Below are 21303 nucleotides of genomic sequence, written 5' to 3' on the forward strand. Positions count from 1 at the left end.
GGTTATCCACAATATGTGCACATGCCCGTGCACAGCGCCGGTCGCGCGATCGCCTACAACGCGTTAGTCTTCGCCTGAAGGCTCTCTATCCACAGGGCTTCAGGCCGCGCTCGCGGCACTCAGCCCGGCCCCGGCCTCGTCCCTATACGACCGCGCACCCGAGAGGATCACGATGTCCGACGACCAGTTCGACCGCGTCCCCCCGCAGGACATCGACGCGGAGATGAGCGTCCTCGGATCGATGATGCTGACGACCGAGGCCGCCAACGTCGTCTCCGAGATGCTGCGCGGGCAGGACTTCTACCAGCCCAGCCACGAGACGATCTTCGACACCATCGTCGAACTCAACGGCCGCGCAGAACCCGCCGACGCGATCACCGTCGCCGGCGAACTCAAGCGCGCGGGCGTCCTGTCGAAGGTGGGCGGCGCAGCCTACCTGCACACCCTCATCGCCTCCGTGCCCACCGCCGCGAACGCCGCCTACTACGCGCGCATCGTGCGCGAACGCGCCATCATGCGCCGCCTCGTCACCGCGGGAACGCGCGTCGTCCAGCTCGGCTACGCGGACGCGGGCGGCGACGTCGACGAGATCGTCGACCAAGCCCAGGCCGAGGTCTACGCCGTCTCCGACGGGCGCGAAACCACAGACTACGTCTCCATGACGCAGATGAGCTCGGACATCCTCAACGCGCTCGAAGACATCGAGAAGAACCAGGGCAAGCTCAACGGCGTGCCCACCGGCTTCACCGACCTCGACGAACTCACCCAGGGCCTGCACGGCGGCCAGATGATCATCGTCGCCGCCCGACCCGCCATGGGTAAGTCCACGCTCGCCCTGGATTTCTGCCGATCGGCGTCCATGAAGCACGGCATCACGTCGCTGATCTTCTCCCTGGAAATGAGCTCGCAGGAAATCGCGATGCGTATGCTCTCCGCCGAGTCCGGCGTGCGCCTGTCCAAGATGCAGGCCGGCAAAATGAGCGACGTCGACTGGCGCAAGGTCGCCGAAACCACCTCGCGCATGAGCGAGGCACCCCTGTACGTCGACGACTCCGCGAACATCACCATCTCCGAGATCCGCTCGAAGTGCCGCCGCCTCAAGCAGCAGGAAAACCTGGGCCTCGTCGTCATCGACTACCTCCAGCTCATGACGAGCGGCCGCCAGGTCGAGTCGCGTCAGCAGGAAGTCTCCGCGATGTCGCGAAACCTCAAGCTCCTGGCCAAGGACCTCGACATTCCGGTCATCGCCGTCGCGCAGCTGAACCGTAACTCTGAGGGCCGCACCGACCGCAAGCCCATGATGAGCGACCTGCGCGAATCCGGCTCGCTCGAGCAGGACGCCGACATCATTATCCTGCTGCACCGCCCCGACTACTACGACAAGGAAGACCGCCCCGGCGAGGCTGACATCATCGTCGCCAAGCACCGCGCCGGCGCGACCGCGACCGTCACCGCCCTCTTCCAGGGCGACATGGCGCGCTTTGTCAACTACACGGGACGCCCGGAACCCGGCGGCGGCGGAGAGTAAAGGCGCTTTGCCCGGGCCCGGTGTTCTGGGCGCCGCTTGTGCTTTGTGGGGCCGGGCTGCTGGTTGTGCCCGTGGGCGGCGGCCCGCCCGCGAGCCGTCCGCGCCGCGAGCTTCGCTCGGCGCGTCGTCTCGAAGCCCGGCCAGGCCCCGCCGCCGCCCACGGGCACCGCAGCCTGGCTCACTTCATATCCGGGCCATTGCACCCTCATTGCTGAGTCCACAATCAATTTCGCATGCAATTCCCTCACAGTTCTTTCAAACCATGAATTTTGATTGTTGGTATTCCAACGTTTTCAGACGTTGTTGAAACTTCTTTCAATCGAATTGCATGCGAGTTTTCTGAGGCCTGGTCCTGCTGTGACCTTCCGGCTCCGCGGTTAGGCTCTGCGTCTCGAGGTGTGCTTGGTTCCTCCGGTGTCCGCCACGCTGGGGGTGCTTCGAGGGGTTGTATGAAAGAAATATCGCCCCTGCGTAGCACTGTATGGTCGTGTGGGGTGTCTCTGTGAAAGAAATATCGCCCCAGCACGGTGAAAATGGTCGGAAATTGGGCATTTTGGGTGTGTGTGGGCGATGAAAATTTCATGATGGCCCGATCTATGCCGTGCAGGGGTGGAAAATGTTTCATCTGGGGTGCCGGATCCGCGTGCAGGGGTGGAAAATGTTTCATCTGGGGTGCCGGATCCCCGTGCGGGGGTGGTTTTTCTTTCGCTTCTTGGTTCTGTGAGGCAGCACTGACGCCCACTATGCGCCGCGCGGTGCGAGCCTCAGTGTACGGTGCGGACCTCACCGAGAGGGCGACACAAAACTGTGCGCGGTACCGTCCTCGCTGCCCGTTGTTGCTCGCGTCCCCGGCCTCAGTCCTGGTGCCCCGTGCGCGCCAGGCGCTTGGCGCGCACGGAGGAAAGTAGCCAGTCGGCGCTCAGGCAGCTCAGCGCCACCCACACGACGCCCATTGCGATCCAGCGGAACGTGGGTACGGTCTCGTGGAAGATGAACACTGCGACGAGGAGCTGCAGGGTGGGCCCCAGGTACTGCAGGAAGCCCATCGTCCCCAGGGTCAGGCCCCTTGCTGCCGAGGCGAACATGATGAGGGGGATCATCGTCAACGCACCCGCGCCCACCAGGAGCGCCAGGTGAATTACCCAGGACACCCCAGAGTCGTCGGATGAGGCGATCGTGTGGAAAGACGTCGAGGATGTGGCCGCCAGGTAGGCGTAGTAGCCGAGCAGGACGGGCGAGACCGCGGCCGTCTCGATCGCCATGCCCGCCAGCGGGTCGACGCGTGCGGCCACGTCCTTCTTCACGAGGGAATACAGGCCGAACGTCAGAGCGAGCGTGAGCGAGACGATAGGTACCGAACGCTGGCCGATCACGAGGATGACGACGGCGACGACGCCGAGGGCCAGGGCCACTTTCTGGATTGGGGTGACGCGCTCGCGCAGCACGATGAGGCCCAGCGCGATCGTCACGAGGGGATTGATGAAGTAGCCGACCGCCGCATCAGTTGTGTGGCCGGCGAGGACCGCGTACACGTACACCGACCAGTTGACGACGACGAGCGCGCCCGCGACCGCGAGGCGCCACAGGGCTCCCCGGTCGGCGATCAGCGCGCGGATCTTCCCCAGCGAACCCGTCACAGCGAGTGCGACCAGGCAGAAGAACAGGCCCCACACCGCGCGGTGGACGATCACCTCGACGGCGCCGGCGGGGGAGAGCAGCGAGAAGTACAGGGGGAAGAAACCCCAGATCACGTAGCAGGAAACGCCGAGGGCGAGTGCGCGTGGTTCGTTCTTCTGGGTGCTCATGCACCCAGTGTATGAACATTGTGTGGGCAGACGCCGCCGCGGGAACGGCTGTGATCACCTGGCGAGAAAGCGTGAGGGGTCGCGTCGTCCCCCGAGATCAGGGCGGTCTCGTCGATGCCGAGGACCACGCCGAGGGCCTCCAGGTAGCGTTCCTGCTGGCTCTCCTCGCCGGCCCGGCGCGCCATGACGGTCGGGTTGTGGATGAGGCGCGCGGCCAGGTGACGCAGTGCTCGGGCTGCGTCGTCCGTCGAGAGGGGATCCTCGCCGAGGCGATCGATCTCCTCCTCAACGATGCGGAAAACGCGTGAGCGCAGGTGCCGCACGACCGGGTCCATGGATCGGGCGCCGAGGCCGCGCTCGAAGGAGGAGACCTCCTCGTCGATGATGGCGCGGGCGCGCGTCAGCGCGTCAGCATCGGCTGCCGGGACCGAGGCCTGGATGGTCGGCAGGTCGATGAGCGTGACGTTCGGGAGTGAGGCGACGGAGCTTTCGGTGTCGCGCATGAGGGCGAGGTCCAGGACCACGGTGTGCCCGGCCTGGGCGGCCATGTCGCGCGTCAGGACGGGGCTTCCCAGCCCTCGGCATGTCACCACGAGGTCGGCGCGCTTCAGAGCAGAGGGCAGGTCTGCGGCATCAACCCAGCCGATGCCTCGCCCTTCGGCGAATTCGCGTGCGCGCCCAGACGTCGAGTAGACGGACACGTCCGATGCGCCGAGCGCGTGCAGGGCGCTGACGGTCGCGCCCGCGTAGGCGCCCGTGCCGACGATGAGCACGCGCGTGTCCACCCACGGTCCCAGGTGAGCCGCAGCCATGTCGAGGCCGACGGCGACGACGGATCGTCCAGCCCCGGCCAGTCCGGTCTCGGTTGCGACGCGGCGGGAGGTCGCCGAGGCCCGTTCGGCGGCGCGCCCCAGGTCGCAGCTGAGGGTCCCGTCCTCCCAGGCCGTGCGCGCGGCGCGTCGCATCTGCCCCGCGATTTCGCGCTCGCCGATGACCATGGATTCCAGTCCCGCCGCAGTCGAAAACAGATCGACGAGGCCGTCGCGACCCCACAGGTGACGCAGGTGCACGTCCTCGCGCTGTGCGTGCGAGGCCTGGGCGAGCTCGCGCTCGACCGCGTCCTTGAGCGCGTGGGGGTCGGCCGAGGCCGGGGCGTCGACGTAGATGGTGACGCGATTGCAGGTGCGCAGGACCATGACTCCGCGCGCGTTCGGCAGCGAGCGCGTGAGGGTGGGACCCAGATCGTCCGCGCTGGAGAGCCGGGCGATGTCATCGAGGGGGGTGTAGCGGTGGTCCGCGGAGAGCACATGAATAGTCACAACGCGTCCATTTAAGGGCACGCGGGTAGCGCGAGCAGAGTAGCGAAGCTATTTATGTTGGTGACGCCGTGTCATTTTGGAATGTCGGTGAAATAAATGGCTCTCTCCCGCGGATAAATGGATATAAAGGCACGCAAAATCAAGCTTTTGCGGCGTGTGAGAAATTGTCTTGAACTAAACTGGAAAACGACGGAAATGCGCGAATTAACGCATGAAAACATCATTAAATTAAGGGAGACACATGACGACGCCCCCGCTGATTGCCGCCCTGACCGGGCAACGCGGGCCCATCCCCGTGTGGTTCATGCGTCAGGCCGGACGCTCCCTGCCTGAGTACCGCGAGCTGCGCGCCGACGTCGGCCTGCCCATGCTCGAGGCCTGCCTGCGCCCCGACGTGGCCGCCGAGGCAACGGTGCAGCCCGTGCGGCGCCACGGCGTGGATGCGGGCATCTTCTTTTCGGACATCATGGTCCCCCTGCGCCTGGCCGGGGTGGGTGTCGAGATTGAGTCGGGCGTCGGCCCCGTCCTCGATCATCCCTATCGCACGCGCGAGAGTATCGACGAGCTCCTGAGTCATCGGTATGGGGAGGGGTCGTGGACCGATTCCACCGGGCGTACGCGCGACTGTGCCGAGGGAGCCCAGTCCGTGCGCGACGGCGTCGCAACGGCGGTGCGCGAGCTGGGCTCCACGCCGCTCATTGGATTCGGCGGCGCCCCCTTCACCCTGGCCGCGTACATGGTCGAGGGACGCCCCTCCCGCGACCACATGGCTGCGCGCTCGCTCGCGGCGTCGGACCCGGGCGCGTGGGATGCTCTCATGACCTGGTGTGCGCGGGTCAGTGCCGACTTCATCACCGATCAGATCGAGGCCGGCGCCAGCGCCGCGCAGCTCTTCGACTCGTGGGTAGGGTCCCTCTCGCCTCGTACCTATAGGGAATCTGTCGCGCCGTATTCGCGCATGGTTGCGCAGCGCGTCGCCGGCGTCGTCAGTCCGGTGACCGGTGAGTGCGCTCCGCTCATCCACTTCGGGACGGGCAGCGCGCCGATCCTGTCCGATATGGCCGAGGTCGGTGCCGACTGCGTGGGCGTGGACTGGAAGACGGACCTGTCGTGGGCCATCGCGCAGGTGCCCGGGAAGGCCGTGCAGGGGAATTTGGACCCCGCACTACTTCAGGCCCCGTGGCACGTTATCGAACAGGTTGTTCGAGATATTCTCGACGCTGGGCGCTCCGCCCCAGGCCACGTCTTCAACCTTGGGCACGGCGTGCCACCCACGACCAACCCGGACGTGCTGACGCGCATCGTCGAGCTGGTGCACGAGCTGGGTGACGAACGATGAACCCCCTGGAGGCCATCCCCACCCACCCCGGCGCGGTCGTCGTCGGCGGTGGCATCGCTGGCCTCGTGAGCGCGTGGGAACTGGCCCGCGCGGGCGTGCGTCCCCTCCTGATTGAGGCGCGCGGCTACCTGGGCGGCCTCATCGCCCGGGGCACGGTCGGCGGGGCGAGCGTGGACCTGGGTGCGGAGACATACGTCGTGCGCGGCACCGACACCTCGTCGATCGTGGAGGCCCTGGGGCTGACCTCGGTCGAGCCCGCCGGATCGGGCGCCCGCCTCTACGCACCCTCCCTGCGCGGGGGCTGGGAGCTACACCCATTCCTGCGCGACTCGTTCCTGGGAATCCCGGCCCACCCGGACGCGCCCGACTGCGCTCACGTCCTCGGCGAGGCCGGGGTGCGCCGCGCCCTCGAGGATCGCTCGATGGGTGGCGGCGTCGGCATGGACGAGGCCGGGGAGACTCTGGCCGGTTTCGTGACCGCGCGCATGGGGGAGGCCGTGCTGGAGCGCTCGGTGCGGCCGATTATCGCGGGCATCTACACTGCCGATCCTTCCATGCTGGCGACCGACGCGGTCGCCCCCGGCCTGCGTGCTGAGACTGCCCGTCACGGATCCTTGGCTGCTGCGGTCGCGGCGCGTCTGGCCGCCGCCGGATCGCGCCGCACGCCCGAAGCCTGTGTCGAGGGCGGCATGTTCGTCCTCGTCGACGCGCTGCGGGCTGCCATTGAAGAGGCCGGGGGGACCGTCCTGACCCGCACGGGCGCGTTCTCACTGAGGCGTGAGGCCTCGGGATGGACCCTCGAGTGCGGGCCGACCAAGCCCGGGCCCACCCCCGGAGCTGAACCCGTGCCGAGCGGGCCGGGCGTGAGCGTCACGACGGAGCGCCTTGTCCTCGCCTGCAGTGCCAGCGCCGCCCTGCGCCTGCTGACCGAGGCGCGCATCCCCGGCCTCGTGCCAGACGTGAGCGTTCCCGAGGGAGCGCCCATCGCGCGCCTCACCCTGGCCGTGCGCGCCCCCGAGCTGGACGACGCGCCCGTCTCCCAGGGCCTCCTGGTCGCCCCCGCGCCCGCCGACGAGCGGCCCGTCGCGGCCAAGGCCCTGTCCCACCTCAACGTTAAGTGGCCCTGGCTCGCCGACCGGCTTGCGCCCCACACGCACCTGCTGCGCCTGTCCTACGGGCGCCTCGGCGAGGCCGAACCCGCCGTCACCGTCGAGGGGGCCCTGCGCGACATCCGCACGCTCACCGGCGTCACCATCGCCGCCGAGGCCGTCACCGACCACCTGCTCGCCCGCTGGAACGGCACGCTCCCGCCCCTGCCGCCCGAGTATCGCGGCCGCGTGAGAGCGCTCGAGGACCAGGTGCGTCCCCTGGGGGGTGTGGCGCTCACGGGCGCCTGGGTCGCAGGAACCGGCATCGCCTCCGTTGTCACACATGCCCGCGCGGGCGCGAAAGGACTGCTATGACCACGCGGACATTCGTTCTGGGAACCAGGGGATCGCGCCTGGCGCTCGCCCAATCCACCACCGTCGCGCGGGCGATCGAAGAGGCCGGGGCTCGCCTCGGCGAGGACGTGCGTGTCGAGCTTGAGGTCGTGCGCACCCACGGTGACGTGTCCGCAGCACCACTGGCCGCGCTCGGCGGCGTCGGCGTGTTCGCCGCGCAGCTGCGGCTCGCCCTCCTCGGAGGAGAGTGCGACCTGGCCGTCCACTCCTTCAAGGACCTGCCCACCGCCCCCACGCCGGGCCTGCGCATCGCGGCCGTCCCGCAGCGCGAAGACCCCCGCGACGCCCTGTGCGCGGCCGACGGGGCGACGCTGTCGTCGCTGCCCGCGGGCGCGCTCGTCGGCACGGGCTCGCCCAGGCGCGCCGCCCAGGTGCTCGCCGCGCGCCCCGACCTGCACGTCTGCGACCTGCGCGGCAACGTCCCCACGCGGCTCTCGCGCGTGCGCGGCATCGACCTGGGCACCGACGCGGGCACCGCGCCCTCCGCCCTCGGCACGGGTGAGCGCCTCGACGCGGTTGTCCTCGCCCTCGCCGGGCTGCGCCGCATCGGCCTCGACGCCCACGCCACCGACGTACTCGACCCCACCATCATGATGCCCGCCCCCTCGCAGGGCGCCCTCGCCATCGAAACGCGCGATGAGTTGGACCCCCTCCTACGCGCCCTCCTGGGCACCCTCAACCATCGGCCGACCGCGCTCGCGGCCAGCGCCGAGCGCGCCGTCCTCTCCGCCCTGGGTGCGGGGTGTGCGGCGCCCGTGGGTGCGTTCGCCCGCGTGGACGAGGCCTCCTCGGCCCTCTTGCTCGACACGCGCGTGATGAGCGTCGACGGGCGCGAGCGGGTCGAGGCGAGTGGCGTGCTCGCGCTCACGGACTCGGTTGGTCGCGGCGAGGCCGCCCGCCTCGGCGAGGACGTGGCGCGCCAGCTGCTCGATGGTGGCGCCGCCGAGGTCACCGACCTGGGCGCGACGAAAGCGCCGAGGCAATCCTCGTGAACGAGCCCCACGTGAGCGCACCCCTGAACGGGCGGCGGATCCTCCTGACCCGCGCCAAGCCCGATGACGCCATCGCACGCGCCCTGCGGACGGCCGGGGCTCAGGTGGATGCTCTCGCCCTCACCGTCTCGACGCCGCTGGATTCCGCGCAGCTCGACGCGGCGCGCGGCCGGCTCGCTGACGGCGGATACGCTTGGGTCGTGTTCTCATCCTGGAGGTCCGCGCGGGCGGTTGCGGACACCCTGCCACGAGCGCGCTCGCGCGGCACGCGCATCGCCGCTGTCGGTGAGACCACGGCCCGATGGATCAGCGACCACGCGGGGGTCAGCGCCGACCTGACCGGGGCCGGATCCGCCGTCGCGCTGCTCGAGTGCTTCCCTGCCGCGGCCTCCGGTGCGCGCCCGGTCCTCATCCCCCGCTCGGCGGCAGCGCCCGACACGCTGCCGGACGGGCTGCGCGCCCTCGGCTGGAGCGTCGAGGCCATCGATGCCTACACGACCACCCCCGCGGACGTCGGCGATATTGACGCGGATATCGCGGGGAATTTCCGCGCGGGGTGCTACGACGCGGTGGTCCTCACCGCCTCCTCCCAGGCGCGCGCCCTCCCTCCGCTCCTCGGGCCGCCGCCCCCCTCAACTCGGGTCGTGACCATCGGCGCACCCACCGCAGCCACCGCCAGGGGGCAGGGGATCGCGGTCGCGGCCCAGGCCTCGTCCCCCACGCCCGATGCCATCGTCCGCGCCCTCATTGACGCCCTCGACCGCCCCGCCCAAGCTGACGCACCTGAAGAAAGAGACTCATGACCACCGTCCCCGAATCCGTTACCTCCTACCTCGCCGAGGCCGGGGTGGACAGCGCCCCGATCCCGACGATTCGCCCGCGCCGCCTGCGCTCGACGCCCGCGATGCGCGCGCTCGTGCGCGAAACCCACGTCGACCCCGCCAAACTCATCTGGCCCGTCTTCGTGCGCGACGACATCGACGAACCCCGCGAAATCGCGGCAATGCCGGGCCAGTACCAGCACACGATCGACTCGCTGCGCCGAGCCGCAGCCGAGGCCGCCGAAGCGGGCGTGGGTGCCATCGACCTGTTCGGCGTGCCCGCCCGCCGCGACGTGATCGGCTCCCAGGCGTGGGCGGAGGACGGGATCCTCAACCGTGGCCTCGCCGCCGTGCGTGCCGAGGTTGGGGACGCCCTCGTCGTGTGCGCGGACACCTGCCTGGACGAGTTCACCGACCACGGGCACTGCGGCCTCCTCGATTCCGAAGGTGGTGTCGACAACGACGCGACCCTGCCGCTCTACCAGGCGATGGCGATTTCCCAGGCGCGCGCGGGCGCGCACATGGTGTCGCCCTCGGGCATGATGGATGGCCAGGTCGCCGCGATCCGCGTGGCCCTCGACCAGGCGGGATATGCGGACGTCGCTATCCTCGCCTACTCCGCGAAGTACGCGTCCGCCTACTTCGGGCCCTTCCGCGAGGCCGTCGGTTCCACGCTCAAGGGCGACCGTCGCACCTACCAGCAGGACCCCGCGAACCGACGCGAAGGCCTTTTCGAGGCGCTGCTCGACGCGGCCGAGGGCGCCGACATGCTCATGGTTAAGCCCGCCGGCCCCTACCTCGATGTGCTGGCCGACGTGGCCGCCGCCTCCGATATTCCCGTCGCCGCCTACCAGGTGTCCGGTGAGTACGCGATGGTCGAGGCCGCTGCTGCCAACGGGTGGATCGACCGCACCCGCGTCATCGACGAATCCCTCACCGGTATCTTCCGTGCGGGAGCCGACTCCGTCCTCACCTACTGGGCCCTCGAAGTCGCCCGCCGGGCCCGCTGAGCGCGCATCCTCGTGCCGCTATCCCTCTTACCCCTGATGAAGGTAGCTATGACCACTAACGAAACCGCATTCTCCCAAGCAAAAGCCGTCATCCCCGGCGGCGTCGACTCGCCCGTGCGCGCCTTCGGCGGCGTCGGCGGCACCCCGCGCTTCATCGCGAGCGCGAGCGGCGCGCGCGTCACCGACGTCGAGGGACGCTCCTACGTGGACCTGGTCGGGTCGTGGGGCCCGGCGCTGCTCGGCCACGCACACCCTGAGGTGGTGGCAGCCGTCCAGGAGGCGGCCTCGCGCGGCCTGTCCTTTGGCGCTCCCACCGAAACTGAGACTCTGCTGGCCAGCGCCGTGCGCGAGCGCGTGCCCTTTGCGCAGCGCGTCCGCTTCGTGTCGACGGGCACCGAGGCGACGATGACGGCGATCCGCCTGGCGCGCGGCGCCACCGGGCGTGACCTCATCGTGAAATTCGCTGGCAATTACCACGGCCATTCCGACGGCCTGCTCGCAGCCGCCGGTTCGGGTGTCGCCACGGGCGGCCTGCCCGGGTCGGCCGGCGTCCCCGAGGCCATTACCGCCCAGACGATCGTCCTGCCCTACAACGACGTCGACGCCCTGCGCGCGTGCTTCGAGCAGGCGGGCAGTGCCATCGCCGCCGTCATCTTCGAGGGCGCCCCCGCCAACATGGGCACGGTCCCGCCCCACCCCGGGTGGAACCGCGAGATCCGCCGCCTGTGCACCGCGCACGGCGCGCTCATGATCCTCGACGAGGTCCTCACCGGCTTCCGTGTCGACCCCGCCGGCTGGTGGGGCCTCGAGGCCGTGGCCGGGTGGGTCGACGGCGCGCCCTCGGGCCGCTACGGCGCCGGCTTCGTTGACGCGTCCTGCGTGGAGGGCGCCGACTGGGTGCCCGACCTGGTGACCTTCGGCAAGGTCGTGGGCGGCGGCATGCCCCTGGCGGCCGTCGCCGGGCGCGCGGACGTCATGGACCTGCTGGCTCCCCTGGGCCCCGTCTACCAGGCGGGCACGCTCTCGGGCAACCCACTGGCGACGGTCGCCGGCCTGCGCACCCTCGAACTCGCTGATCAGGGCGTGTACGACCGCGTGAACGCCTCCGCGCAGGAGATCAGCACGATCGTGTCGGACGCGCTCAGCGCTGCCGGCGTCGCGCACCGCGTCCAGCGCACGGGATCCCTCTTCTCCGTCATGTTCGGCGAGGCCGCGGCCACCTCGGGCGTGTACGACTACGACCAGGCGCGCGCCCAGGAGGCGTGGCGCTACGCCCCCTTCTTCCACTCGTTCCTCTCCTCGGGCGTGGCCCTGCCGCCCTCGGTGTACGAGGTGTGGTTCGTGTCCGGCGCTCACGGCGAGGCGGAGCTGGAAGCCATCGCCGCCGCGGCTCCGGCGGCCGCGCGGGCTGCCGCTGCGGCTCAGCCCGAGTAATCGACTGCCTCGCGGCGCCTGTGCCGTGACCGGTTGAGGGGTGGGGATCTGCTGGGTCCCCACCCCTCGTTCGTGGAGTGTGTGATAGCCGGGGGTGCGGTTCCTTGAACGCGGAGCGACGGTGCTCGTGACGCGTATCGAAGACGAGGTGGGGGCTGAGGTGGGTGCGGGCAAAGAAAAAGCGCGACACCTTCGTGGTGTCACGCTGGCGGGGGAGGGGCGCGTGTCGTTCACGCGCCCCGCATAGGCTCAGGCGCGCGTGCGAGCGATCGAGAGGATCGCGGGGGAGACGATCAGGGCGGTCAGAGCGATGACGACCGCGAAGACGACCGAGGCGACGGAAGCGACCTGCAGGGCGGCGAAAACGCCGAGGGCCGCGAGGGCGACGATGAGGGCCACGAGCACGGAAGCCGAGGCGGTGGCCTGGGACATGGTGGGGGCGGTTTCAGCCTTGACGATCTGGTTCATGGGGTTCTCCTTATGAGTGTCTTCGCGCGGAAGCACGAAGCGCGCCCCGCACGCCAGCGTGTTTGTGAACCTGTTGGTCCGTGCCGCCCGGGTGGGCGACGGCATCAAAAAAGGGGGCTGACTCGTGGTCGCCCCCCCTTGGTGCAGCTCCAATTCTACGCGGATTCCACCGCTCGGTCTATACCGCGCAAGCGCTTGTAAGGCATGGCACAAGCATTGTAAAAGCCTGTTAAAGAGCTGTTTTGCCATGGAAAAAGACATGCGTGAAGATTAGTGGAGAACATGCCAGTTCGTGCAAGTGTGCCCGAGTGGGAACTCCACCCGGGCACACAGCGTCACTCGGCTCGTGCCACATTCATGGCTTGGAGGCCCTTTGGTCCTTCAATCGCCTCATATTCGACCTTCTCGCCCTCTAGAAGAGTGCGGCGCCCAGATTGGCCGACGATGTTTGAATAGTGCACGAAGACGTCGCCGGATTCGTCATCAGGAGTAATGAATCCGAAGCCTTTGGCGTCGTTGAACCATTTGATGGTCCCGGTAGCCATGGGCCCTCCTTCGTGTTCGCCCCAACGCTGGGGCACCGTTCGGCTCCGCCTGTGGAGCCGACATGGTCCCGACGGCCCGGCCCGGCATCGTTGTCCCCCGGACTGGGCGTGCGGAATCACACTTATACGGTACCGCACTCGCGGCGAAAATGTGGCTGACCTGCGTAATCGTGACGAAGAAGTTTTTGGCGTGATGGCGCTACTTGTCCCCACTTAGACGAACCGGAACGATCGCCTGCACATCCTCTCCCTCGAAGGCCACGCTCCCGATTGCCACGTCCACCCCGAAGACGCTCGCGAGGGTGTCCGCGTTCATGACGGAGGACGCCGGGCCGACCACGGCCTCGTGCGTGGAGGAGAAGAGCGCGACCTGGTCCGCGACGCGCAGGGCGTGCGCCGGATAGTGCGTGTTCATGATGACGGCGAGGCCTCGATCCCTCACAAGGCGCTCGAGGAGCCCCAGGACGATCAGCTGGTTGCGGAAGTCGAGGCCGGTCTCCGGCTCGTCGAGCACGAGGACTCGAGGGTCGGCGACGAGGGCGCGGGCGATGAGGATCATCTGGAACTGGCCGCCCGACATGGTCGCGCAGGGCATCTCAGCCAGGTGGGAGGCGCCCACCTCGTCGAGAACGTCGCGGGCCATGCGCTCCTCGCGCGCACCTGGTTGGGCGAGGGTGCGCATGTGCGGGGCGCGCCCGACCATGACCATCTCGAGGCCGGTGAGCGCCACGTTGGATGCGTTGCGGGCCTGCGGCACGTAGGACAGGACGCGGCCCAGCGCCCGGGTCGACATCGACGAAATGGGGGTGCCGTCGATGAGCGTGCGCCCGCTGTCCCACTTCTGCAGGCCGATCATGGTGCGCAGCAGCGTCGTCTTGCCGGCGCCGTTGGGACCCAGGATCGCCAGGAGCGAGCGCTCGGGTACCTCGAAGGACACGTTCGTCAGGATTGGGGAGGGGGCTCCCGGGTATGTGAAGGTCGCGTTTTCGACGCTGATCATCGCGCTCCTCCCGTCCGGCGTAGCAGCACGATAAAGAAGGGGGCGCCGATGATGGCCGTCAGGATCGAAATGGGAATTTCCGAGGCCGACAGGGAGCGCGCGAGCGTGTCGATGACGATCATGAGCGCCGACCCGAGCAGCAGCGACACGGGGATAACCGCGCGGTTGTTCTGTCCGCACAGCATGCGCGCGCAGTGCGGCACGAGCAGGCCGACCCAGCCGACCTGGCCGCACATCGAAATGACCGAGGCCGTGATGACCGTCGAGGCGACGATGAGGATCGCGCGCATGAGGGAGACGTTGACACCGGCTGAGCGGGCCTCGTCCTCCGAGAGGGAGAGGATGTTGAGCTGCCAGCGCAGCGCCACGATGACGACGACGCCCGCGATGATGAAGGGGGCTCCCAGCGCGATCTGGTGGTAGGTGACCGCGGCGAGTGAGCCCATGAGCCAGTAGGTGATCTCCGGGAGCTGGCTCGTCGGATCGGCCGTCAGTTTGAGGAGCGAGAGGACCGCGTTCGCCAGGGCGGAGACGATGACGCCGCCGAGCACGAGCGTGATGACATTGAAAGAACCCGTGCGCGTGCGTGAAATCGCCGTCGTGAAAGCCATCGTCGCCAGGCCCGCGACGAGCGCCGCGGCCTGCACGCCGATCAGGTTCCAGTCCAGCAACAGGGCGATGACCGCGCCGACGCACGTGCCCGCCGCGACGCCCAGGGTGTCCGGCGTGGCCAGGGGATTGGAGAAGAGCGACTGGAACGAGGCGCCGGCAACCGACAGGCCCCCGCCGATCAGGATGGCCACGATGATGCGGGGCGCACGCAGGTCAAAAACGACGGAGTTGACGCGTGGGGGCACCGCCGGGCCACCCCAGAACCGCGCGCGCAGCGCCGCGACCACGTCCTCCAGGGATACGGAGAAACGGCCGATGAGCATGGCTGCTACCGCGCACACGACGATGAGAGCGACCAGCGTGGGGATCACCCACACGCGCAGTCGCCCGTTCCTGGTCAGCACAGACTTCATGATGTCCTCTCCCCGACGCGTAGCCGGACGTATGGCGCACAAGGGACCCCGGCCTCGTCGATAGGGGAGACGAGACCGGGGTCAGGTATCAGGACGCGGAGTCCGGGTTGATGATGGTGCGGGCCTGCTCGTCCGTGAGCGTGAAGTTGTACATCTTCTGGTAGTAGTCCTTCGTCATCGACACGAGGTCAACGTCGGAGAACTGCTCCGGGTACAGGGAGGCGCCGATCCAGTTCGCCACGATCGGGGAATCCGGGTTGGGGGTGAACCAGTTCCACATGCCCAGGCCGGTGGAGTAGACGCGGCCGGACTTCACGGAGCTGAGGGTGGACAGGTCCACGCCCTCGACCGAGTTCGTCAGGACGGTGTTCGCCGTCATGTTCGACATGCCCTTGCCGGTGACGAGGAGGACCTGGGGGTCCCACGTGAGGACCTGCTCGAAGGTGACGGGCGTGTGCGAGGTGTCGGTATCGCGCGTGACGTTCGTGTAGTTCAGCGAGTCGGCCCATTCGTTGGTGAACCAGCCGTCCTTGCCGCCCGCAACCGCGAGCTGGCCGTCGGCCGCGCCCATGAGCACCATCGTCGAGACCTTCTGGTCCTCGGGAACCTTCGCGGTGCGCGCGCGGGCGTCAGCGACGAGGTCCTTGCCGAGCGCGATCTTGTCGGCCATGTGGCCGTCCTCGTTGAAGACGTCCTCAAGGAGCTCCATCCACTCCGCGTAGGTCTCCGAGGGATTGCCCAGCGTCGTGAAGCCGACGGCCGGGATGCCGGCCTTGCGGAACATTTCGCCGTGTTCCTTGTTGAAGGCGTTGTAGAAGACGACGTCGACGTTCAGGTTGAGCAGGGCCTCGGCGTTGAGTTCGCCCTTGTCGTAGTAGCTGGTGTCCACCTGCATCATTTCGGGCGCCATCTCGGCAGCGATCGTCTGGCTCATGGCCTTGACGCGTGCGGCGCTCATGCCCACCAGGTAGGGGGCCTTGCCGTCGAAGTAGGCCAGGTAGGTGGATTCGATCGGGATCTGGTCGATGGCGACGCGGGTGATCTTTTCGGGCAGGACGACCTCGTTGCCCGCGTGGTCGGTGATCGTGCGCGTCGACGAAGCCGTGGTTTCCTGGGTGGTCTGTTCCGACTGGGCGGCGTTTCCTCCGGCGCTGCCGCCCGAGCAGGCGGTGAGGGCTATGGTGGCGGTGGCCAGGATTGCGGTCAGGGTGGCGAGGCGGGTTTTCATTGGGTCCTCTCGTGTTTTTGGGATTACGAGGGAGATGCTACACAAAATTAGGTGTTCCTCACAAGGTTGAGTGCGGCATTATGACACGGTGTTTTTTCCTTGGGGTCGTGTAGAGGTTTTCGCGGTGTCGATGTGTGTGTTTCTTGGACGCAGATGAGCATGCTCGTTTTTATCCTGACGTCGATAGGTAGATGCGCATGGAAGGAGCATCATGGCTGCGGAGCTCGATCTGGAGCGCGCCCTCGTCATTGGGGTCGCCTCGAGTGCCCTGTTTGACCTGGAAGAGTCCGACGCGGTGTTCCGCGAGCAGGGGGAGGAGCGGTATCGGGAGTATCAGCGCGACCATCTCGATGACGTCCTCGAACCTGGCGTCGCGTTCCCCTTCATTCGGCGCCTCCTCGACCTGAACGACCTGTCGGATCGGGAGCGCCTGGTGGAGGTCGTCATCCTCTCGCGCAACGACCCGGAGACCGGGATGCGGGTGATGCGTTCTGTCGCGAGTCACGGCTTGGACATTACGCGCGCGATCTTCATGCAGGGGCGAGCCCCGTATCGCTTCATGAGGCCGCTGCGCATGTCCCTCTTCCTCTCCGCGAACGAGGCCGACGTGCGCGAGGCGACCAGCCTGGGTTTCGCGGCGGGCCACGTCGTGGGGCGCGCCGTGCCGGATGATGGGGACACGGATCTGCGCATCGCTTTCGACTTCGACGGCGTCCTGGCCGACGATTCGGCCGAGCGAGTGTTCCAGAGCGGGGGTCTGGAGGAGTATCAGGAGAATGAGAGCGCCCTGGCAGAGGTGCCTCTCGATCGTGGTCCGATGGCCGATTTTCTGGAGAAAATCAACAGAATTCAGGGGATCGAGGACTTGAAAAGTGTGGATGATCCGCAGGGATATCGGCGCCGGGTCCGTGTCGCCGTCGTGACGGCGCGTAGCGCCCCCGCTCACGAGCGTGCGATCAACTCGATCCGCCAGTGGGGGCTGAGCGTTAACGATGCGTTCTTCCTGGGAGGCCTCCCGAAGGGGCCCATGCTGGAGGTGCTGCAGCCGCACATCTTCTTCGACGATCAGCGCCGCCACGTGGAAGGCGCGTCGCTCTCCACCCCGAGCGTCCACATCCCCTTCGGAGAAATCAACCGGGAGTAGGTGGTGGGGTGTGTTTTGGTCGCTCATAGCTCATCCTGCTGTGCTGCGATCCCGGCCCGGCGGTCGCAGATGTGGGCGGGGCCTGGGAGACTAGGCACATGAGCACATCCGCGCGCGATGCCCGCCGCCTCACTCCCGTCGAGGTGGCGACCGCTGGCGCGCTCTCGGGCTTGGCCGTCACCTTCGGGCTCATCGCCGCGGTCACCCCCGTCTTCCAGCTTTTCTTCCAGGTCGCCACGGCCGTCCCCCTCGCGATGGTCTCCCTCAAACTGCGGCCACGAGCAGCGGTCGCAGCCTTCGCCTCGACGATCCTCCTCGCCATCGCCGTCGGCGGCGTCGCCACCGCCGGCCGTTCCTTCCAGGCGGCCCTCGTCGGCCTCATCATCGGCTTCCTCCATAAGAAGCGCGCCTCCTGGCTGCCCGTCTGCGGCGTCGCCGCCGGCCTTGGCGTCATCTGGGGCGTCGGCACCGGCATCGCGTTCTGGATCCTGTCCGACCTGCGCACCCTCGGCCTCGAAAGTATCCGAAAGACACTCGACGGCTTCCTCAAGCTGGTCGGCCACATCCCCCACTCCGGCGGCTTCGTCGACGCAGGGCATCAGCTCGGCCAATGGTTCGTCGACTGGTGGTGGATCTGGATCCCCGTCACCCGCTTCATTGGCGTGGCCTTCCTGGTCCTCGCCGCCCGGTGGCTCCTCGGTGCGATCCTCAGCCGCATCTCCCTCGATGCGGGCTGGGACCCGCTCCTGGATGCAGCCGCCCGCTCGGCGGACACGCGTGAAGGGGCCGAGGCCTCGTCCCCCCTGCCCCTCACCCTCACCGACGTCGACTTCACCTACCCGGGCGCCGACCACCCCGCCCTGCGCGGCGTCACCCTCAGCTTCGATCAGCCTGAATTCACGGTCATCGTCGGGCATAACGGCTCGGGCAAGTCCACCCTGGCCCTCCTCCTCGCGGGTGCTGAACCCGGCTCTGGCACGCGCCAGGGCGGTGGCGTTCTCGGGGCTGTCGGCGGGACCGCGCTCGTGGGACAGCGCTCTGAACTCCTTGTTCTCGGACAGAGTGTCGCCGAAGATGTCACCTGGGGCATGAACGCCGAGCATATTGCCGGCCTCGACCTCGAGGAGCTGCTCGAGCGTGTCGGCCTCGCAGGCCTCGCCGATGCCGACCCGCGCTCGCTCTCCGGTGGGCAGCTTCAGCGCCTCGCGCTCGCAGGCGCCCTCGCGCGCTCCCCGCGCCTGCTCATCTCCGACGAATCCACCGCCATGATCGACCGCGCGGGCCGCGCTGAGATGCTCGACCTCCTCGCATCCCTGCCCGCGCGCGGCATCGCCGTCGTCCACATCACCCACGACCCCGCCGAAAGCGCGCGCGCCGACCGCGTCGTCACGATTCGTAGCGGGCGCATCGTCTCCGATCGACGCGCGGGGGAGGGCGCTCCCCTCATCGACGAGGCCGGGGATCCTTCCGCTTCCCCCGCCACCGGTGTGTCGACTGTGTCGTCTGTGGCGGGCGCGCCCGCCCTCATTAAGGCCGCCCACCTGTGGGCTGACCGTGTCGCCCACACCTACGACCTCGGCACCCCCTGGGAGAAGCCGGTCCTACGCGACGTCAGCCTCATCCTCGACCCCGGGCAGGCCATGCTCATCACCGGGGACAATGGTTCGGGTAAGACGACGCTCTCGCGCGTCCTCACCGGCCTGCTCGTCCCCACCTGGGGGCGGGTCACCCTCGGCGGGCGTCCCATGGAGCGCTGCGTCGGCGACGTCGCCCTCTCCATGCAATTCGCGCGCCTCCAGCTCCAGCGCCCCTCCGTGCGCTCCGACATTCTCGCCGCCGCCGGTCATGGGCCGCGCATCGGCACCGGATCTGTGCATCGCAAGGGTGCCATCAGCCGTGAGGAAGGCGACCGCATCGTCGCCGAGGCTATGGAACTCGTCGGCCTCGACCCCGCCCTCGCCTCGCGCGGCATCGACGACCTCTCCGGCGGGCAGATGCGCCGCGTCGCCCTCGCTGGGCTGCTCGCCTCCCACCCGAGCGTCCTCATCCTCGACGAGCCCATGGCTGGCCTCGACGCAACCTCGCGCGACCTGCTCATCTCCGTCCTGGACGAGCGCCGGCGCGCCGGCCTGTCCATCCTCGTCATCTCCCACGACCTCGAAGGCATGGACTCCCTGTGCGACACCCATGGACGCCTCGCAGAGGGGGTGCTCTCATGATGGAACCCCATTCCGCCTGCGGGGCGACCGGCCCCGGCGGCGGCGCCAGCGAGGGCCGATTCTCGAGGACCCCACCCGGCCTCGGCGAAGGGCCCCCGCGCCCGAAGCCCCGGCGAAGCGCGGGCTTCCCCCTGCCTCGTCCCCTGCCCTGGTCGACGCCACTGTCGCGCGCCTGGCCCGGCACCCTTATCGCCTGCTGGACGGTGCTCACCACCTGCGTGATCCTGTCGCCGCGGTGGTCGACGCTCGCGATCGTGGGAGGCCTCCTCCTCGTTGCCTCGCTGGTCGTCCGTCTCCCCCTCAGCGTCGCCCCGCGTCCGCCCATGTGGTTCGTCTCCGGCTTCATCGGCGGCTGTATTGGCGCGTGGCTGGGGGATGGCCTGGAGCTCTTCCTGCGCGTCTCCACCCTGGCGCTTGTCGTCCTGTGGGGGTCCGGACTCATCGCCTGGGTGACGCCGACCGCCGCGCTCGCGGGCGCACTGCGATTTTTCCTGCGGCCCCTGCGGCTCCTGGGTGCTCCGGTCGATCAGTGGTCGCTCGTCATGGCCTCCGCCCTGCGAGGCCTGCCGATGCTGCGAGACCAGGCGCAGGCGGTGCTCGACACCGCCAAGCTGCGCCTCGGTCAGGACATGGCCACGCTGTCGCTGCGCGGGTATGCGCGGCTGAGCGTCGACGTCATTACTGCGATCCTGTCGGCCACCTCGCGCGGTGCGGCTGAAACCGGGCGCGCCATGTCTATGCGTGGAGCCATCGAGTCCCAGGATGGTGCGACTCGTGGGGCGCGCGTGCGGCTCGGATGGGTCGATGCTGCTGTGATCGCTGTGAGCCTGTTGGGTGTCGCTGGCATCGTTGCGTGCAGGTTGATGCTCTAGTGTGCCGGTTGTATTTTTCGTTGAAATAGTGCTGTTTAATCCAGGTTGTACGGGGTCTTGTGCCCTGGGTCATATGGTGCTGATTTGACGCGGGGGGTGTGATGCCCCTATTCTTTCTGGGTACGCGCGAGTGGCGGAATAGGCAGACGCGCACGGTTCAGGTCCGTGTTCCAGTGATGGAGTGGGGGTTCAACTCCCCCCTCGCGCACGATGAAACCGCAGATCCTTCGGGGTCTGCGGTTTTTGTTTTCCCTGGTTGTTGCTTGCGGCCCCATGGGTGTTCCGGGCGCCGCGTGTGCTTTGTGAGGCCGGGCTGCTTGCTGGGCCTGGCCGCTGTGTGTGCCGGTGGGTGGCGGCCCGCCCGCGAGATCGCCACACGCGAGCTGCGCTCGGAGTGGTCGATCTCGAGGCCCGCCCTGGCCCTGCCACCGCCCACCGGCACCGCGGCCAGGCCCCGCCACCGCCCATCAATTTCGCACGTAATTCCCCTGCGGCTTGTTCAAACATTGAATTTGCGTCGTTGGAATTGCAACGTTTTTGGGGTGTCTCGAAAAATGACCGCGATAAATTACGTGCGAAATATGGGTGGCGGTGATGTTCTTGCTCCCGTGGGCACCACAGCCAGGCCCCGTGCCTCGAAGCGTTCCCTGTCCTCAGTTTCGCATGCAATTCCCTGACACCTGCAGTTCGTCACTGAGTGAAAAGCCCGGAATTTCAACGATTATATTTCAAAGCATGAAGTGTGCGCGGGGGAATTGCATGCGAGTTTTTGGGGTAGCGGGCACATTGATACCTGCTGGTCGCGCAGCTGGAACCCGCGAGCCAGGTTGGCCGGTTGTCTGAAACCGCCATCGCCTTTGCTCGCTCGTGCTCGTGTGGGATTGAAACCGTCATCGCCTTTGTGGGTGCGAAATGGGTGTTTTTGGTGCAGTTTTCGGGTGCAGAGGTGATGCCGGGGTCAAGTCCTGTGGAGTGGTGTAATCGTTTTGTGTCCTTCGGAGTGGGTTATGCGGTGAGTTTGAGTGTGGTGTCCTCCTGTTGGGTGGGTTGGG

The 21303-nt window shown here is 68.0% G+C and carries 18 protein-coding genes and 1 tRNA gene; 12 read left to right on the forward strand and 7 right to left on the reverse strand.

The window, feature by feature from the left end; genetic code table 11:
• Positions 1-172: 172 nt before the first annotated feature.
• Complete coding sequence (dnaB, locus tag CYJ22_RS08620) at positions 173-1528, forward strand: replicative DNA helicase (RefSeq protein WP_007589131.1); 1356 nt, start codon at positions 173-175, stop codon at positions 1526-1528.
• An 854-nt stretch (positions 1529-2382) separates the two neighbouring features.
• On the opposite strand, the gene rarD is transcribed toward dnaB, so the two are convergent.
• Positions 2383-3333 (reverse strand): EamA family transporter RarD, encoded by a 951-nt coding sequence (gene rarD, locus CYJ22_RS08625; protein ID WP_101602321.1) that lies wholly within the window; start codon positions 3331-3333, stop codon positions 2383-2385.
• Positions 3330-4652 (reverse strand): glutamyl-tRNA reductase, encoded by a 1323-nt coding sequence (locus CYJ22_RS08630; RefSeq protein WP_101602322.1) that lies wholly within the window; start codon positions 4650-4652, stop codon positions 3330-3332. The genes rarD and CYJ22_RS08630 overlap by 4 nt, the downstream gene beginning before the upstream one ends.
• A 241-nt stretch (positions 4653-4893) precedes the next feature.
• On the opposite strand from CYJ22_RS08630, the gene hemE reads away from it, so the two are divergent.
• The 6 genes from hemE to hemL are packed head-to-tail and all read left to right on the forward strand — an operon-like array spanning position 4894 to position 11750.
• Positions 4894-5991: a uroporphyrinogen decarboxylase gene (hemE, locus tag CYJ22_RS08635; protein WP_101602323.1), complete on the forward strand. Its 1098-nt coding sequence runs from the start codon at positions 4894-4896 to the stop codon at positions 5989-5991.
• On the forward strand, positions 5988-7454 hold the full coding sequence (locus CYJ22_RS08640) for a protoporphyrinogen/coproporphyrinogen oxidase (RefSeq protein ID WP_101602324.1): 1467 nt from the start codon (positions 5988-5990) through the stop codon (positions 7452-7454). The genes hemE and CYJ22_RS08640 overlap by 4 nt, the downstream gene beginning before the upstream one ends.
• Positions 7451-8485: a hydroxymethylbilane synthase gene (gene hemC / locus CYJ22_RS08645; RefSeq protein WP_101602325.1), complete on the forward strand. Its 1035-nt coding sequence runs from the start codon at positions 7451-7453 to the stop codon at positions 8483-8485. The genes CYJ22_RS08640 and hemC overlap by 4 nt, the downstream gene beginning before the upstream one ends.
• A gap of 11 nt (positions 8486-8496) precedes the next feature.
• On the forward strand, positions 8497-9288 hold the full coding sequence (locus CYJ22_RS08650; protein ID WP_243390485.1) for a uroporphyrinogen-III synthase: 792 nt from the start codon (positions 8497-8499) through the stop codon (positions 9286-9288).
• Positions 9285-10316 carry a porphobilinogen synthase gene (gene hemB, locus CYJ22_RS08655; RefSeq protein WP_101602327.1) on the forward strand — a complete coding sequence of 344 codons (1032 nt, stop codon included), beginning with the start codon at positions 9285-9287 and terminating at the stop codon, positions 10314-10316. Before CYJ22_RS08650 ends, hemB begins: the two co-directional genes overlap by 4 nt.
• 48 nt (positions 10317-10364) lie before the next feature.
• Positions 10365-11750 carry a glutamate-1-semialdehyde 2,1-aminomutase gene (gene hemL, locus CYJ22_RS08660; RefSeq protein WP_101602328.1) on the forward strand — a complete coding sequence of 462 codons (1386 nt, stop codon included), beginning with the start codon at positions 10365-10367 and terminating at the stop codon, positions 11748-11750.
• Positions 11751-11999: 249 nt separating this feature from the next.
• Here hemL and CYJ22_RS08665 read toward each other — a convergent pair whose 3' ends face one another.
• The 5 genes from CYJ22_RS08665 to CYJ22_RS08685 all read right to left on the reverse strand — a co-directional run bounded on the left by CYJ22_RS08665 (position 12000) and on the right by CYJ22_RS08685 (position 16016).
• Positions 12000-12218 carry a hypothetical protein gene (locus CYJ22_RS08665; protein WP_101602329.1) on the reverse strand — a complete coding sequence of 73 codons (219 nt, stop codon included), beginning with the start codon at positions 12216-12218 and terminating at the stop codon, positions 12000-12002.
• Between the two features lie 335 nt (positions 12219-12553).
• Positions 12554-12763 (reverse strand): cold-shock protein, encoded by a 210-nt coding sequence (locus CYJ22_RS08670; protein ID WP_007588281.1) that lies wholly within the window; start codon positions 12761-12763, stop codon positions 12554-12556.
• 199 nt (positions 12764-12962) lie between these two features.
• Complete coding sequence (locus tag CYJ22_RS08675; protein ID WP_048673391.1) at positions 12963-13763, reverse strand: ABC transporter ATP-binding protein; 801 nt, start codon at positions 13761-13763, stop codon at positions 12963-12965.
• Positions 13760-14788 (reverse strand): FecCD family ABC transporter permease, encoded by a 1029-nt coding sequence (locus CYJ22_RS08680; RefSeq protein ID WP_034496359.1) that lies wholly within the window; start codon positions 14786-14788, stop codon positions 13760-13762. The genes CYJ22_RS08675 and CYJ22_RS08680 overlap by 4 nt, the downstream gene beginning before the upstream one ends.
• Positions 14789-14876: 88 nt before the next feature.
• Positions 14877-16016, reverse strand: a complete 1140-nt coding sequence (locus CYJ22_RS08685) for an ABC transporter substrate-binding protein (RefSeq protein WP_101602330.1) — start codon at positions 16014-16016, stop codon at positions 14877-14879.
• A 211-nt stretch (positions 16017-16227) separates the two neighbouring features.
• On the opposite strand from CYJ22_RS08685, the gene CYJ22_RS08690 reads away from it, so the two are divergent.
• The 5 genes from CYJ22_RS08690 to CYJ22_RS10245 all read left to right on the forward strand — a co-directional run.
• On the forward strand, positions 16228-17160 hold the full coding sequence (locus tag CYJ22_RS08690) for a 5'-nucleotidase (protein ID WP_101602331.1): 933 nt from the start codon (positions 16228-16230) through the stop codon (positions 17158-17160).
• Between the two features lie 98 nt (positions 17161-17258).
• Positions 17259-19379, forward strand: coding sequence for a DUF2232 domain-containing protein (locus CYJ22_RS08695; RefSeq protein WP_101602332.1), 2121 nt, complete (start codon positions 17259-17261; stop codon positions 19377-19379).
• Positions 19376-20251, forward strand: a complete 876-nt coding sequence (locus tag CYJ22_RS08700) for an energy-coupling factor transporter transmembrane component T family protein (protein WP_207760531.1) — start codon at positions 19376-19378, stop codon at positions 20249-20251. Before CYJ22_RS08695 ends, CYJ22_RS08700 begins: the two co-directional genes overlap by 4 nt.
• Before the next feature lie 124 nt (positions 20252-20375).
• Positions 20376-20459 (forward strand) — tRNA-Leu (locus tag CYJ22_RS08705).
• A 627-nt stretch (positions 20460-21086) separates the two neighbouring features.
• On the forward strand, positions 21087-21303 hold a 217-nt coding region (locus CYJ22_RS10245; protein ID WP_207760532.1), incomplete at its 3' end, for a hypothetical protein.

Origin of the sequence: Schaalia odontolytica (assembly GCF_002847525.1) — a bacterium.
GTDB classification, from domain to species: Bacteria; Actinomycetota; Actinomycetes; order Actinomycetales; family Actinomycetaceae; genus Pauljensenia; species Pauljensenia odontolytica_B.

Bases quoted from the DNA above. Each gene is read 5' to 3' on its own strand.
- dnaB (WP_007589131.1), top strand. From the start codon at position 173: ATGTCCGACGACCAGTTCGACCGCGTCCCCCCGCAGGACATCGACGCG.
- rarD (WP_101602321.1), bottom strand. From the start codon at position 3,333: ATGAGCACCCAGAAGAACGAACCACGCGCACTCGCCCTCGGCGTTTCC.
- hemE (WP_101602323.1), top strand. From the start codon at position 4,894: ATGACGACGCCCCCGCTGATTGCCGCCCTGACCGGGCAACGCGGGCCC.
- CYJ22_RS08640 (WP_101602324.1), top strand. From the start codon at position 5,988: ATGAACCCCCTGGAGGCCATCCCCACCCACCCCGGCGCGGTCGTCGTC.
- hemC (WP_101602325.1), top strand. From the start codon at position 7,451: ATGACCACGCGGACATTCGTTCTGGGAACCAGGGGATCGCGCCTGGCG.
- hemB (WP_101602327.1), top strand. From the start codon at position 9,285: ATGACCACCGTCCCCGAATCCGTTACCTCCTACCTCGCCGAGGCCGGG.
- hemL (WP_101602328.1), top strand. From the start codon at position 10,365: ATGACCACTAACGAAACCGCATTCTCCCAAGCAAAAGCCGTCATCCCC.
- CYJ22_RS08665 (WP_101602329.1), bottom strand. From the start codon at position 12,218: ATGAACCAGATCGTCAAGGCTGAAACCGCCCCCACCATGTCCCAGGCC.
- CYJ22_RS08670 (WP_007588281.1), bottom strand. From the start codon at position 12,763: ATGGCTACCGGGACCATCAAATGGTTCAACGACGCCAAAGGCTTCGGA.
- CYJ22_RS08675 (WP_048673391.1), bottom strand. From the start codon at position 13,763: ATGATCAGCGTCGAAAACGCGACCTTCACATACCCGGGAGCCCCCTCC.
- CYJ22_RS08680 (WP_034496359.1), bottom strand. From the start codon at position 14,788: ATGAAGTCTGTGCTGACCAGGAACGGGCGACTGCGCGTGTGGGTGATC.
- CYJ22_RS08685 (WP_101602330.1), bottom strand. From the start codon at position 16,016: ATGAAAACCCGCCTCGCCACCCTGACCGCAATCCTGGCCACCGCCACC.
- CYJ22_RS08690 (WP_101602331.1), top strand. From the start codon at position 16,228: ATGGCTGCGGAGCTCGATCTGGAGCGCGCCCTCGTCATTGGGGTCGCC.
- CYJ22_RS08695 (WP_101602332.1), top strand. From the start codon at position 17,259: ATGAGCACATCCGCGCGCGATGCCCGCCGCCTCACTCCCGTCGAGGTG.
- CYJ22_RS08700 (WP_207760531.1), top strand. From the start codon at position 19,376: ATGATGGAACCCCATTCCGCCTGCGGGGCGACCGGCCCCGGCGGCGGC.